General features: G+C 74.8%; 15 protein-coding genes. 4 read left to right on the forward strand and 11 right to left on the reverse strand.

Features of this window, described 5'->3' with window-relative positions; all coding sequences use genetic code 11:
* The first annotated feature begins 19 nt into the window (after window positions 1-19).
* The gene (locus Athai_RS33270; protein WP_203965138.1) at window positions 20-595 is read left to right on the forward strand and encodes a TetR/AcrR family transcriptional regulator; all 576 of its coding nucleotides are present in this window, start codon (window positions 20-22) and stop codon (window positions 593-595) included.
* Complete coding sequence (locus Athai_RS33275; RefSeq protein WP_203965139.1) at window positions 579-2,132, forward strand: nitrilase-related carbon-nitrogen hydrolase; 1,554 nt, start codon at window positions 579-581, stop codon at window positions 2,130-2,132. The genes Athai_RS33270 and Athai_RS33275 overlap by 17 nt, the downstream gene beginning before the upstream one ends.
* Here the strand turns inward: Athai_RS33275 and Athai_RS33280 are convergent.
* Both Athai_RS33280 and Athai_RS33285 read right to left on the reverse strand, forming a co-directional pair.
* Complete coding sequence (locus tag Athai_RS33280; RefSeq protein ID WP_203965140.1) at window positions 2,062-2,724, reverse strand: response regulator; 663 nt, start codon at window positions 2,722-2,724, stop codon at window positions 2,062-2,064. The genes Athai_RS33275 and Athai_RS33280 overlap by 71 nt on opposite strands.
* A complete protein-coding gene (locus Athai_RS33285; protein WP_203965141.1) occupies window positions 2,721-3,878 on the reverse strand; it encodes a sensor histidine kinase in 1,158 nt (385 codons plus the stop codon). Before Athai_RS33285 ends, Athai_RS33280 begins: the two co-directional genes overlap by 4 nt.
* A gap of 130 nt (window positions 3,879-4,008) precedes the next feature.
* Here Athai_RS33285 and Athai_RS33290 point away from each other — a divergent pair, with 130 nt between their 5' ends.
* Together Athai_RS33290 and Athai_RS33295 are read left to right on the forward strand one after the other, a co-directional pair.
* The gene (locus Athai_RS33290) at window positions 4,009-4,308 is read left to right on the forward strand and encodes a hypothetical protein (RefSeq protein ID WP_203965142.1); all 300 of its coding nucleotides are present in this window, start codon (window positions 4,009-4,011) and stop codon (window positions 4,306-4,308) included.
* Window positions 4,305-5,018 (forward strand): hypothetical protein, encoded by a 714-nt coding sequence (locus tag Athai_RS33295; RefSeq protein ID WP_203965143.1) that lies wholly within the window; start codon window positions 4,305-4,307, stop codon window positions 5,016-5,018. The genes Athai_RS33290 and Athai_RS33295 overlap by 4 nt, the downstream gene beginning before the upstream one ends.
* A gap of 165 nt (window positions 5,019-5,183) precedes the next feature.
* Here the strand turns inward: Athai_RS33295 and Athai_RS33300 are convergent, their stop codons facing one another.
* The 9 genes from Athai_RS33300 to Athai_RS33340 all read right to left on the reverse strand — a co-directional run bounded on the left by Athai_RS33300 (window position 5,184) and on the right by Athai_RS33340 (window position 13,452).
* A complete protein-coding gene (locus Athai_RS33300) occupies window positions 5,184-6,794 on the reverse strand; it encodes an MFS transporter (RefSeq protein WP_203965144.1) in 1,611 nt (536 codons plus the stop codon).
* Window positions 6,795-6,824: 30 nt separating this feature from the next.
* Window positions 6,825-7,340: an RDD family protein gene (locus Athai_RS33305; protein ID WP_203965145.1), complete on the reverse strand. Its 516-nt coding sequence runs from the start codon at window positions 7,338-7,340 to the stop codon at window positions 6,825-6,827.
* Entirely contained in the window at window positions 7,337-8,203 is an 867-nt protein-coding gene (locus Athai_RS33310) for a hypothetical protein (RefSeq protein WP_203965146.1), read from the reverse strand. Before Athai_RS33310 ends, Athai_RS33305 begins: the two co-directional genes overlap by 4 nt.
* Before the next feature lie 382 nt (window positions 8,204-8,585).
* The gene (locus tag Athai_RS33315) at window positions 8,586-8,921 is read right to left on the reverse strand and encodes a putative quinol monooxygenase (RefSeq protein ID WP_203965147.1); all 336 of its coding nucleotides are present in this window, start codon (window positions 8,919-8,921) and stop codon (window positions 8,586-8,588) included.
* Window positions 8,922-8,924: 3 nt separating this feature from the next.
* Entirely contained in the window at window positions 8,925-9,308 is a 384-nt protein-coding gene (locus Athai_RS33320; protein ID WP_203965148.1) for a TIGR03618 family F420-dependent PPOX class oxidoreductase, read from the reverse strand.
* A gap of 13 nt (window positions 9,309-9,321) precedes the next feature.
* Window positions 9,322-10,215 carry an NAD-dependent epimerase/dehydratase family protein gene (locus Athai_RS33325; RefSeq protein ID WP_203965149.1) on the reverse strand — a complete coding sequence of 298 codons (894 nt, stop codon included), beginning with the start codon at window positions 10,213-10,215 and terminating at the stop codon, window positions 9,322-9,324.
* Window positions 10,216-10,244: 29 nt separating this feature from the next.
* Window positions 10,245-11,555 carry an FAD-binding oxidoreductase gene (locus Athai_RS33330; RefSeq protein ID WP_203965150.1) on the reverse strand — a complete coding sequence of 437 codons (1,311 nt, stop codon included), beginning with the start codon at window positions 11,553-11,555 and terminating at the stop codon, window positions 10,245-10,247.
* A 100-nt stretch (window positions 11,556-11,655) separates the two neighbouring features.
* Window positions 11,656-12,486 carry a DUF6597 domain-containing transcriptional factor gene (locus Athai_RS33335; protein ID WP_203965151.1) on the reverse strand — a complete coding sequence of 277 codons (831 nt, stop codon included), beginning with the start codon at window positions 12,484-12,486 and terminating at the stop codon, window positions 11,656-11,658.
* 54 nt (window positions 12,487-12,540) lie between these two features.
* The gene (locus tag Athai_RS33340; protein ID WP_239157317.1) at window positions 12,541-13,452 is read right to left on the reverse strand and encodes a MerR family transcriptional regulator; all 912 of its coding nucleotides are present in this window, start codon (window positions 13,450-13,452) and stop codon (window positions 12,541-12,543) included.
* Window positions 13,453-13,459: the final 7 nt, after the last annotated feature.

The following is a 13,459-nucleotide window of genomic DNA, read 5'->3' on the forward strand; positions in this document are numbered from 1 at the left end:
TCACTCTTACGGTGTAAAAGTGACCGAGACACGAGCGACGATCGCGGCGGCGGCCCGGCGGATCCTGGAGGACGAGGGCGTCGCCGCGGTGACCATGCGGCGCATCGCGACCGAGTGCGGGGTCAGCGCGATGACGCCCTACTGGCACTTCCCGAACCGGGAGACGCTGCTGGAACAGGTCTGCCAGGAGGCGTTCGACGAGGTGGCGGCCGGCTGGCGGCAGCGCACCACGAAACAGGATCCGCTGGCCGACCTGCACGCGACGACCGACCTGCTGCTCGACTTCGCGCTGCACCGGCCACGCCTCTACGACTACCTGTTCACCGCGCCGCGCCCCGCCGCCCGCCGGTACCCGGACGACTTCGCCGCCGGCGACTCGCCCACCCTCAACGTCCTGATCGAGGCGCTGCGCAACGGAATGCGCCGCGGCGTCCTGCGCGACGACGATCCGGTCGGCGTCGCGCTGACCCTCGCCGCCCAGCTGCACGGGCTGATCGCGCTGCACCACGGAGGTCGGATCGGCCTGCCGGACGACGAATTCCGCGCGCTGTGCCACCGCAACCTGGAGAGGATCCTCGATGGCATCACCGGATGAGCGGTCCATCGGGCGAAGCGCCGTACTCGCGCTGGTCGCCGCCGCATCGTCGGGCGCCCTGGGCTACCTCGGTACCGGGTTGCACCCGGTCGCCGCGCTGACCTGGCTGGTGCCGCTGCCGGTGCTGCTCGCCGCGCCCCGGCTGCGCTGGCCGTGGGCGCTCGGTGCCACCGCGGCCGGTTGGATCGCCGCCCAGTCCACCCTGTGGTCCTACTTCGCCCACCAGCTCCGGATGCCGCCCGGCATCCTGGTGGCGGTACTGGCGTTCTACCCGCTGCTCGCGGTCGCCGCGGTCGGGCTGTTCCGGGTACTGCTGCGCCGGGGCCGGCCGGTGGCTGCGGCGCTGGCGGTTCCCGCGGTGTGGGCGGCCGGCGAGTACCTGTTGTCGATCGCGCAACCGCACGGCGCCTGGCTGAGTCTCGCCTACACCCAGGCCGGGCTGCGCCCCGTCGTCCAGGTCGCGTCGCTCACCGGCGCCTGGGGGGTCACGTTCCTGGTCACCGGCGTACCGGCGGTCATCGCCGCGCTCGCGGCGCCGGCCGTGCCGCGGTTGCGCCTCGCCGTCGCGGCGACCGTACTGCTTCTGCTGACCGCCGGTTACACGACCTACCGGCTGGCCGCCGCGCCGCCCGCGAACCGGGTCCGGGTGGCGGTACTGGGCGGGCCGGTCGACGGTGAGCCGACGCCCGACTCGGCCGCCGGCCGCGCGCTGCTTTCCCGCTACACCAGGCAGATCGCCGCGGCCGCCGCGGCCGGTGCGCGGGTCGCGGTACTGCCGGAGAAGGTCTTCGACACCACACCCCGCACCTGGCCGCTGGTCGCCGGCCCGCTGGCCCGGCTGGCTCGACGGCGGCACGTCGACATCGTGGTCGGTGCCGTCGCCCGGCGCGGCGGTACGGCCACCAACGTCGCCGTCGCGTTCCCCGCCGACGGCGCGGCCCCGGTCAGCTACTCCAAGCGGCACCTGATCCCCGGGCTGGAGACCGACGAGGTGCAACCCGGCCACGGCCCGCTGCGGCGGGTACCGGGCACCCGGTACGGGCTGATCGTCTGCAAGGATCTCGACTTCCCGGATCTGGTGCGGGACAACCGGAATCACGGCGCCTCGGTGCTGCTCGCGCCGGCCTGGGACCTGGGTGGTGACGGCTGGCTGCACTCCCGGATGGCGGTGCTGCGCGGGGTGGAGAGCGGGCTGTGGATCGCCCGCGCCGGCCGCTACGGCAGGCTCACCGTCAGCGACCCCACCGGCCGTGTCGTCGCGGAGGCGGATGCCACCGCACGGCCGGACGCCGTCCTCGTCGCCGCGGTCGCCACCGGGGCGACGCCCACCCCGTACGCCCGGGTTGGCGACTGGTTCGCCTGGCTGTGCGCTGCTGCCGCCGTCGCGCTGCTCGCCGTCGCCCTCCGCGGTCGGCGCAACGCCGGCCCGGCACGGCGCGCCGGGCGCGAGCCGTCCGGTGCCCGGCTCACCGGCTCTGCTGGGCCCGGAACACCAGCAGCGCCAGTTGCACGCGATTGTCCAGGCCCGTCTTGGTGAGTGCGCGCGAGATGTGCGTCTTGACGGTGCCCTCGCTCATGAACAGGGCCTTGGCGATCGTCGCGTTGGCGGCCCCTTCGGCCACCGCTTCGGCCACCGCACGTTCCCGTTCGGTGAGTACCGCGAGGGTGCGCGCGGCCCGGGCGTTGCCGTCGTCGCCGCGCGACCGCGCCTGGCGGGCCACCAGCTGCCGGGTGATGGTCGCGGAGAACGCGGATTCGCCGGCGGCGGCGAGGTGGATGGCGTGGCAGAGTTCCTGTGGCGCCACGTCCTTCAGCAGGTAGCCGCTGGCGCCCGCCTGCAGCGCGTCGAGCACGTGGGTGTCCAGGTGGAACGTGGTGAGCATCAGGACCGCGGCGGATGGCACCGCGTGGTGGATCCGGCGGGTCGCCTCGACGCCGTTCATCTCGGGCATCTGCAGGTCCATCAGTACGACGTCGGGCCGGTGCCGGATGGCGGCGGCGACGGCGTCGGCACCGCTCGGTGCCTCGGCGACGATGGTGATCGTGGGGTCGGCCGACAGGACCATCGACAGCCCGGCGCGGACCATCGCGTCGTCGTCGACGATGAGGATCGAAACGGTGGTGTTCATCGGTGAGGGACTCTGCCACGCATCCGGAACTCGCCGGAACCGTCCCCGTGCTCGATGATCTCGTGCTGCACCGTGCCGCCGATGGCGGTGGCACGTTCGGCGAGGCCGCGCAGCCCGGCGCCGCTGCCGGGCAGCGCCGGGGCGCCCTCGTCGACCGGGTTCGTGACGGTCACCAGGATGTCCCGGCCGTCCCGGCGCACGCCGACGGTCACCAGCGCGCCGGGGGCGTGTTTGCGCGCGTTGGTCAGCCCCTCCTGGACGATGCGGTAGACCTCTTCCGCGGCCGGGCCCGACTCCTGCCCGGTGTCCTGGTCGAGGTGCGCGACGACGAGCTGTCCCGCCTGCCGGGCCTCGTCGACGAGGCTCTGGACGGTCCGCTCCTGGTCGGTTTCCTGCGGTACCACCAGGGTGCCGTCGCGCAGCATGCCGATCACCGAGCGCAGCTCGTCCAGCGCCTTGATCGCGGTCGTGCGGATGGTGGTGGCGGCGGGCCCCACGTCCTTCGCGCTCGCGCCGGCGACTTCGAGCCCGCCGGCGTACAGCGCGATCAGGGACATGTAGTGCGCGACCGAGTCGTGCATGTCCCGGGCGATCCGGGCACGTTCGGCCTGCTGGATCTGTTCGGCCCGCAGCGCGCGCTCCCGCTCGATGCGCGCCGCCCGGTCCCGGTAGACGGCCACCAGATCCTGCTGCTTCTGCTGCAGCGCCCCCCAGCCCACGACCGCCAGCGCGATCGCCGCGTTGACCACGATGGTCAGGCTGAGTACGGAGTTGGCCGGGTAGAGAAGCCAGAAGCCGAGCGCGCCGGCCAGGTCGGCGAACGCGACCAGGAAAGCGAGCTCGATGCGCCGGGTACGTGCCACGGCGAACAGTGCCACGTAGTTGGCGACGCCGGCGGTCGCGGCGAAGCCGGCGACGACCGCGAGCGCCAGTCCGACGCCGACCGGGGCGCGCCGCCGGAGCAGCAGGGTGATGCTGGCGGCAGCACCCACCGTGACGTCCAGGACGCGCCACCCGCCGCCGGGCCGCTGTTCGAGGACCAGGAACAGCATCGCGAGGCCACCGGCGAACGAGGCGAGCACCAGCAGCGCCGACCTCCCGCGTGATTCCCATCGCTGCCGGCTGCCGCGCGAGTCGGTCGCAGAGAGCTGCACCCGGTCAGCCTAGGCGGCAGCGCCGGCCCGGACAGTCAACGAAAGTGGTAGTCACCGATGGCCGTTGGCTGACCCGCCCGGCCCGAACGGCAGACGTCCCGGGACGGTGCGGGGCGACATCGTTGCCGGCATGAACAAGACCCGACACCACCTCAGCATGCTGCTGGGGCTGAACCCAGCCGAGCGGCACCCCGCTACCACTACCCGAGCGCGTTTCACCGCCACGGCCGTTGCCGCCTTCGCCACCGCGGTACAGGTCATCGTCTGGTTGATGCTGGCCATCTTCGGGGCGCACCTGGACGGCCCGTGGTGGCTCTGGACACCGGCCAGCGCGGTGCTGATCGACGCCGGGTTGCTGCTGCTCGACCAGGTCCGACGGCACTGGTCGACCGCCGCCAACCGGACCGGGACCGTCCGGGGGTCGCTGTGACGACGCCATCGATCGCACCCGGCGCGTCCACCACCCGTTCCGCGGCCACCGCGCCGGACCGGTCGTCCGCACGGCTCGCCGGGTGGGCCGGCGGTACGGTCGGTGTGCTGTCCGTGCTCCTGGTTGCCCTCTACTTCGTCTACTCCGGCCCGCCACCGGCCTGGAACGTCCTGACGCGCAGCCTGCTGACGCTGGCCATCGTCGCCGTGCTGACCCTCTTCGGCGTCGCGCTGTCCCGGCTGCTGCCCGTCGACGACGGCGGCTGGCGCACCGTCGCCGGGCAGCTGTCGATCGTGTCGCTGCTGACCTACGGGGCGGTCATCCTGTTCGCGACCTCGCTCGAAGCCGGTACCCCGCTCGCCTACCCGGGCAGGTCGCTGGACCCGACCACCGACGGTCCGCTGGCCGCCGCGATGGCACTGGCACACGGGCCGATCGCGCACCTGTGGATCGCGATGTTCTTCCTCGGGTTCGTCCGCGCCGTGCGGCGATCGACCGGACCGCGCATCGTCCCCGGTTGGACCCTGGGCGGCAGCGTCGTCGTCGCGGCGATCAACCTGCTCGCCGTGCCGTCGCTCTACTTCGGCATGAACGCCGCCGACTTCTACGCCGTCAACGGCTGGGGCGCGGACGCTCTGGTCGGCCTGGTCACCTTGATGTGGGTGGGCTGCATCGGGCTCGGCATCCACCGCGCCCGCACGAAGCGCTGACCCGATCGGCGAAGCCGGCCGGCCCCGGCCGGCACGCCCGCCCCGGCCCGGCTGGCCGGGCCCGCCCCGGCTGGCCGGCCCGCCCTGGCCCGCCCCGCCCTGGCCCGCCCCGCCCTGGCCCGCCCCGACCCGGCCCGCCCCGGCCCGAACCGCGCCGCCCGCCGGTCAGGGCTCCGTGCCCGGCTGGCGGCGCGGGATGCCGCGGGTGACGAACAGCGCGACGAGGGCGCCGACGGCCAGTACGGCGAGGGCGGAGCGCAGCCCGGCCAACCGGGCGGCCTCGTTCTCCTGGACCACCGCGGACTTCGTCGGCTCGGTCACGCCCGCCTCGTCCAGCGCGGCGGACAGGTCGCGGTCGGACAGGAACGGCACCCCGCCGGCGAGCTCGACCTGCGCCCGCGACGACAGGTTCGCCGGTACGGCGGGATTGGCCTCGATACCGGCGAAGAACGACGAGCTGAGTGCAGAGATCAGTACCGCGCCGGCGAGCGCGGTGCCGATCGACGCGCCGAGGTTCGTCATGGTGTTCTGCAGGCCACCCACCTCGGTGCTCTTCTCGTCGCCGACCGCCGACACGGTGACGCTGCCGAGCTGGGAGGCCAGCGCGCCGACGCCGATCCCGGCCAGTACCAGCGGCCAGGTGACCACCTCGGGGCCGACACCGGCGTCCAGCGCCGCGGCCAGCGCCACGATCCCCGCGAACAGTGCGAGGAACCCGAGCCGGACGACGCGGCGCGGTGACGCCTTCGGGAACAGCTTCGGTACGCCGATCGCGGTGGCCAGCAACGCCACCGACAGCGGGAGGATCCGCAGCCCGGTCTCGATCGCCGACAGGCCGAGCGCGACGGACAGGAACAGCGGGATGGCGAAGAACAGACCCGCCTGCAGCAGGTACTGGAAGAAGAACGACAGCAGGCCACCGCGCAGGTTCCGGATGCGCAGCAGCGCCGGATCGACGAGCGCGTCGGCCTGTCGCCGCCGGCGGTGGCGTTCCCACCCGAGGAAGACGAGCAGCACGCAACCGCCGGCGAGGGTCAGCCAGAGGACCGGAGACAGGCCGAGCCAGGACGGCCCGCCGGGCTTCGGGTTCACGAAGCCCCAGGCGCCGGCGCGCAGGATCCCGAACACGACCAGGGCCAGGCCGAGCGTGGACAGGCCGGTACCGACCAGGTCCAGGTGACCGGCGCGCTCCGGCCGGGTGTCCCGGACGCGCCGGGCGAGCAGCAGGATGGCGACCACGATGACGACCTCGCCGGCGAACACCCACCGCCAGGACGCGTACGTGGTGAGCAGCCCGCCGATCAGCGGGCCGGCGGCGACCGCGATGGCGCCGGCGGCGGCGACCAGCCCGTAGGCGCGCGGCCGTTGCGAGCGGTCGAAGTTCGACGCGACCAGCGCGACGATCGCCGGCATGATCAGTGCGGCGCCGATGCCCTCCAGAAACGACCAGCCGAGCAGCAGGACGGGCAGGTTCGGTGCGATGGCGGTGGTGAACGAGCCCAGCGCGTACACCACGCACCCGGCGGCGAACGCGCGCTGCCGGCCGAGGATCTCGCCGGCCTTCGCCCCGGTGATCATCAACGACGCCATCACCAGCGTGTACAGGGTGATCGCGGTCTGGATGCCGGTCACCGTCGTGTTCAGGTCGGTGGCGACGGTCGCGATCGACACGTTCATCACCGAACTGTCGAGCGTCATCAGGAACTGCGCCGAGGCCAGCGTGAACAGGATCAACCCGGACGCCGTTCCGGCCCTGGCACGTGCCGTCGCTGTCATCCTCGCCGCCTCCTCGGCCGGTACCGGCGATCACCGCGCCAGGCGGCCCGCCGGCCCCGCCCGGCGCCGTGCCGGCCGGGTACGCCCGGCGTCGAACGGCGACAGCCCGGCGCCGGTGCGGCGCACGACGGTGCCGAACAGCCGGTCGTGCCAGGCCCGCCGGTGCCCGTCGGTGAGGACGCCGAGCAGGCCGACGAGCCAGACCGGCGCCGCGGCGAGGCCGACGAACGCGCGTGCCGCGGCGCGGCCGGGCCCGAGCGGCGCGCCGTCCGCCCGGCAGGTACGGGTACCGACGAGCAGCCCGCCGATCGTGGCGCCGGCCATGGCCCAGCACGCCGTGAAGTACGCCCACGGGAGCAGCGCGGCGAGCACGCCGCAGAGCACGTCGAGCCAGCGCGGTTCGTCCCCGATCAGCTGCCGCCAGGCGGCCGGCGGGAGGCTGCTGAGGGCGAGGCTGGCGATGGTCAGCAGGCCGACGTCGGTGACCAGGCCGGTGAGCCGGGTGACCAGGCCGGCGAAGCCGTGCCGATCGGCGGGCGCGGTCACCGGTGCCCGCCGAACAGTCGCCGCAGGCCCGTCTCGATGCGGTCGTCTGCGCTGCCCGTCGCGTTCTGCACCTGTTCGGCCGCGGCGGCGACCAGGCCCCGGCTCTGCTCCCGGACGAGGTCGCGAACCGCCGGGTCGTCGGCGAGATCGTCGATGATGGTCGGTACCAGCCGGTCCCGGATCAGCGGCAGCACGCCGTCGAGGATGCGCGGCACGATGTCGCCGACCAGTTGCGGCACCGCCATGTCCAGCAGCGGTGGCAGGGCGCGCTGCCCGGCCCAGGCGAGCGTGTCCTCGACCCGGCCCGCCACGTACCGTTCGGCGTCGGCGCGGCCGGCGCTCGCGGCGGCGTCCCCGGCACGCCGTGCCCGGTCGAGCCGGTGCCGGACCGCGGTGGCGCCGCGCCGGGCCGGTGCGGTCAGCCGCTGGTGATCGTCGGCGAAGCGGTTCGCCATCCGGTCGACGGTGCCGGCCACCGACCGTACCGTCCGCATCGCCTCCCGGCGTCCGCGTCGTACCGTGCCGGCGGCCTCGTCCGCCAGGCCGAGGGTCGCGGTCAGCGCGGTCCGTGCCGGTGCCGGTACCGCGTCGGTGATCTTGAGCCGGTCCGCGGCCAGCAGGACGAGCCCCACCGCGAGCCGGGCGGCCGGTGGCGCCGCGGGCGGCGTACCGGCGGTCGCCCGGCCTTCCGGCTGCTGCGCGGTCGGCGGCGAGGTGGCTGCCGGGCCTTCCGGCTGCCGCGCGGTCGGCGGCGAGGTGGCTGCCGGGCCTTCCGGCTGCCGCGCGGTCGGCGGCGAGGTGGCCGCCGCGGCCGGCGGTGCTCCGGCCGGTGCGGCGGTGCGTGTGTCGGTGATCGAGTCCATCGTCCGGCTCCCCCCACGGAGGTGCCGCCCGCCGCGCCCGGACCCCCGTCCCCGCTCGGCGGCCCCCGTCGGCCCAGGTGGCGATGTGGTGCGGCCCTCCTGCCGAGGGTATGCGGCGTGCCGTGCCGCCAGCAGGTCCGAACGGGGGGTCCCACCGGGGCCGCTCGGTGCACCCGGTCGGCCGTACGGCGCGTGCGGCCGACCCGGGGGTGGCCGGGGGGCGGATCCGCCGGCACGTCACGCGGCGGCTCGTCCTGCCGACCCGGGCGTCCACGCTTGCCGGGAACGATGCGGATCGTCGCCACAAGGCCGGCAAGTCCGATGCGGGCCCCGCACCGCGACGAACGACGCGTGCCGCTCCTCGCGGTGGGGTCGCCGCCGTTCACCGTTGCGGGGCGGTATCCCCGCCATCATCGTCCACATTGGACACGACGCTGTCGCAGAACGGCACGATCATCGTCCAGCCCTCCACCAGCTCGTCCAGCACCGCGCCGAACCGCTGCACCGCCGGGTTGGTGATGTGCGCCTGGAAGGCGTCCTGGTCGACGTACGCCTCGTAGCCGTAGACGACGTCGGGTTCGCCGTCCACGACGTAGGCGTCGAGGCGCAGGGTGCCGGGCTCGCCGTCCCGGGCCAACCGGGCGGACCAGCGCACGATGTCCAGGAACGCGGACCGCTTGCCGGGCTTGCAGGTGAACCGGATCAGACCCCCGTACACGGCTCAGCCCATCCCGAACGACTGCCGGTCCGGCTCGATCACGGCCACCACCCGCGGCTGGTCCCGCGGGTAGGTGAGGTCGACGTACTTGGCGACCAGCCGGTCGATGATCCGCCACGCCTCGTCGCCGTCGATCCAGTCGACCACCCGGCCGCGCACGAGCACCGGCTGGAACGGGTCGTCGGCGGGCGCGACGGACAGCGCCAGCCGCGGGTCGCGGCGCAGGTTGCGCGCCTTGCGCGAGTCCGGACCGGTGAGGAACACGATCCGGTCGTCGTGCGTACCGATGTAGACGGGTACCGAATGGGGCGCACCGTCCGGCAGCACGGTGGCCAGGTGGGCGATGGAGGCGCCGTCGAGGACGCGGCGCACGTCGGGATCGAGCATGCTGGTCTTCCTTTCAGCGTGGGTTGTCGGCGCGCCAGGCGCGGTAGTGGGCGACGGCCCGGGGCAGGTCGAACTCCGGTTCGAAGCCGGTCTCGGCGGTCAACCGGCCGATGTCCTGGTAGGGCGCGGGCTGCGGGTCGGGGCCCGGATCCGCGGCGCCCAGCGCGATCGCGAGCTCCTGGCGGGTGTACGGGCGGCCACCGGAGACGTTGTACGTGTCGTACCGCAGGTGCTCCGCCGTCGTCAGCAGCGCGATGGCGCGGCCGGCGTCGGGCGCGTAGCACCAGTCGCCGCCGAGCTGCGCCGGCAGCGGTGCCGGCCGGTCCCCGCGCAGCTGCGCGCTGACGTAGGACGGGATCGGGTTGAACGGCGACTCCGGGTCCATCAGCGGCCCCCAGATGCTGCCGATGCGCAGCACCACCGGCTGCACCCCGCTGCCCCGCAGCGCGTGCGTGGTGATCGGCTCGACGGCCTTCTTGAACGCGACGATCAGGTGCGGCAGCTCCGCGGTGGGCAGCGCCAGCTCCTCGTGCCACGGCACCTCGTCGCGTCCGAGGTAGACGCCGAGGCTGCTGGCCACGGCGAACCGCCGCACTCCCCAGGCGCGCGCGGCGTCCAGCGCGTTCAGCAGCCCGGCGGTGTCGGTACGGAAGAACCCGACCGGGTCGTCGCCGGGAACGCTGCCGGCCAGGTGCACGATCTCGGTGACGTCGTACCGGTCCCCGAGCGCGCGGAACGCGTCGGGGTCGGTGACGTCCAACTGCTCCACCGCGACCCGGCCGGCCAGGAACGCCGGCACGTCGGACCGGCGGTGCGCGGTGACCACCACGTCGCGGCCGAGGTCGAGCAGGGCGCGGGCGGTGTGCCCGCCGATCATGCCCAACCCTCCGGTGACCAGGATGCTCATGTCGTTCCCCTCGCTGGTGTGGGCCGCAGTCAGACGGACTGCGGGAAGTCGAAGAACCGGCCCGGGTCGTAGCTGTTCTTGACCGCGGCCAGCCGGGCGAGGTTGCCCGCGTGGTAGGCCACGGCCCAGTCGTGCAGCGCCGGGTCGGGGAAGTTGGGGTACACCCGCCCCGAACCGTCCCGGTGCGCGGTCGTCCACGAGTCGTCGACCCAGGGATCGTCCGGTTCGCCGACGTGTTCGAGCAGGAACCGTTGGCCGCGGTGGGCGAACGCGGTGGCGTCCCCGGCGACCCGGTCGTAGGCGCCGCCCATCGCGGTGAGCGCGAGCCGCCGGTCCGTGCCACCCGGTACGCCGAGCCGGCCGAGCAGCGCGGCGACGGTGCCCCCGGTCATCGGGCGGGCGAAGAACTCCGACCGGATCCGCACCGCCCGTCCGGGTGCCTCCCGCGGGTCGGCCAGGGTGCCCTTGACCCGGTGGTACGGCAGGCCGGCGCGCAGCGCGAACCCGGCCGCCGCGCCGGCGCGGCCGGTGAACTCCCGCAGCAGCCCGCGGGTGGTACCCGCGTCGAGGGTGGCGGCGCCGAACAGCACCGCCCGCGCCGGCGTGCCGGGTTCGGCGACCACGGTGAGGTTCAGGGTGAGCTGCTCCGGCGCGTCCGGCGCCCACTCCTGCCACGCCGCGACGGTGTCCCCGAGCGGCCAGTGCGCCTCGATGCGCGTGGTGACCGGCTCGGCGATGGTGTCGAACCGCAGCGAGGTCAGCACGCCGAACTGGCCGCCGCCGGCGCCCCGCAGCGCCCAGAACAGCTCCGGCTCGCGGTCCGCGTCGCAGTCGACCACGCTGCCGTCGGCCAGCACGACGCGGGCGCCGACCAGCCGGTCGCAGGTCAGCCCGTACTCGCGGCCGAGCAGGCCGATCCCGCCGCCGAGGGTGAGGCCGGCGATGCCGACCGTGGCACCGCACCCGGCCGGCAGGGTGCGGCCGGCGGCGTGCAGCTCCGCGTACACCTGTCCCAGCCGGGCTCCGGCACCGATCGTGGCGAGCCCGTCGGGGGCCACCGCGATGCCGGCGAGGCCGGACAGGTCCAGCACCATCCCGTCGGTCGACGACCGTCCGGCGAAGCAGTGCCCGCCGCCGCGCGGTACGAGGTGGTGACCGTGGGCCTTCGCGTACCGCACGGCGCGCACCACGTCCCGCTCCGAACGGCACCGCACCACCAGCCGCGGCCGTACGCGCCGGTACGCGGGGTTGGCCGGGCGGCGGATCGCCTCGTACCCGGGGTCTCCCGGGACGAGCGCCGCGCCGTCGAGCGCGGCACGCAGCGAGGTCAGGTCGGACACCGGCCCAACGTAGGGGCGGTGCCACTGCCGGGTCTTGAAGAAAACGCGCGCGTCGCTGCGGCTGTGCCGGAGCACCCGGCGCGTGCCGCGGCGCGACGGGTCACCGCGGCGGCGGGTGGCGGCGGGTGGCCAGGAACGGCCGGTACGAGGCGGAGTGGTCGTGTCCGCACCGGCACCGGTCGATGTCGCCGCCGAGCAGCTGGCGCGGGGTCAGCCCGGTCAGCCGGACGCACTCCCGGCTCAGGTGTGCCTGGTCGGCGTAGCCCAGGTCGACGGCCAGCCCGGCGATGCCGTCCGCACCGCGCCGGCCGCTCGCCGCGGCCCCGGCCTGGGCGAGCGCGAGGAACCCCTGGAACCGCAGGGTCCGTTGCAGCACCTTCGGGCTCAACCCCACCGTACGCAGGCAGCGCCGGCGCAGCTGGCTCGCGGACAGCGCCAGGTGGTCGGCGAGCCCGTCGATGTGCACCGGCCGCCACGGCATCAGCGTCCGCACCGCCGCCCCGATCAGCGGGTCGGCCGGGTGCGTGCTGCGACGCTCGCGGAGCAGGTGTTTCTCCAGGTGGCGGAGCGCCGCCTCGGCCGTTCCGGCCCCGGCCAGCTCCGCCACCAGCCGGTCCGCGACGCTGCCCCACAGCTCCGCCAGCAGCGGTCGCTGGTCGACCAGCTCGTCCAGCCCGGCCGGCAGCGCCGGTGCGGCCCCGGGGAGGAACCGCACCCCGACGACCGTGGTGTGCGGTGGGATCACCTCCACGACCGGACCGGTCAACGGCCCGATCAGGGCGGGGTCCCCACCGATCGGGAAGTGGATCTCGACCCCGCCCGTCGGCAGGTGCCGCTGCACGTACGCGGCCGGGCCGGTGCGGTGGATCCACACCGCCCGCACCACCGCGGCCAGCTCCGGCATCGGCGGCCGCTCCACGTACGAGTCCATCGGGACCATCATCGCAGCGCGGCGGCGATCGGCGCGGTACCCACCGGGTCCGGGTCAGCGCGCGCCCGGTTGCCGGAGCAGGTCGAGCAGCTCGCCGAGGTCGGTCGGCGCTGCCACCCCGGCCGGGACGGGCCGGGCCTGCCAGCCGGGTCCGCAGGTGGCGACGACCGGGGGTCGCGGCCGGGCCGTCGTCGCCGCCTCCAGCTGCCGGCGGTCCTCGCGGTGCAGCCGGTGCGACCAGAGCACGACGGCGCGCGCGCCGGTCTTGCGGATCGCGGCCGACAGCGCCTGGGCCGGGACGCGCGCGCCCAGCAGCCGGCTGCCCAGCCCCAGCTCGGCCAGGGCGGCGGCCACCGCCTCCAGCGCCAGGGTGTGTTGCTCGTCCGGACCGCAGGCGAGCAGCACGGTCGGTCGGGCGTCGCTGCGCGGCACCGCGGCGAGGGCCCGGGAGATGGCGTTCGACAGCAGGTGTTCCACCTCGACGTAGCGGCCGGTACGGGAGTGCCGGCGGCCGATGTCGATCAGTGCGGGGGCCATCAGCGTCGTCCAGGCCGAGAGGACCCCCCGGCGCAGGGCCTGTGCGAGCAGCCGGTCGGTCTGCCCGACGTCCAGGGCGAGCGCCGCGCGGCGTAGTCCGGCCACCTCCCCGGTCGGGGCGGTGGGCGGTTCGGGGATGTCGCCGCCGGCGGGTGCGGCCGGGGACTGCCGGGCGATGCGGGCCGCCTCGGCCGGTGCGACGCCGTCGACGGTGAGCTGCCGCATCAGCCGGAGGCGGGCGAGGTCGGCGCCGTCGTAGCGGCGGTGTCTGCCGGTCTCCCGCCGCGCCGGGCCCAGGCCGTACCGGCGGTCCCAGGTTCGGATCGTGGTGACGGCGACGCCCAGCTCCCGCGCGACCTCGCCGGCGCTGAGGCTGCGCTCGTCGTCGCTCGTCTCGCCGGGGCCGAGGCTGCGCTCGTCGTCGCTCACCGCTGCG

Source organism: Actinocatenispora thailandica, from assembly GCF_016865425.1.
GTDB lineage: Bacteria > Actinomycetota > Actinomycetes > Mycobacteriales > Micromonosporaceae > Actinocatenispora > Actinocatenispora thailandica.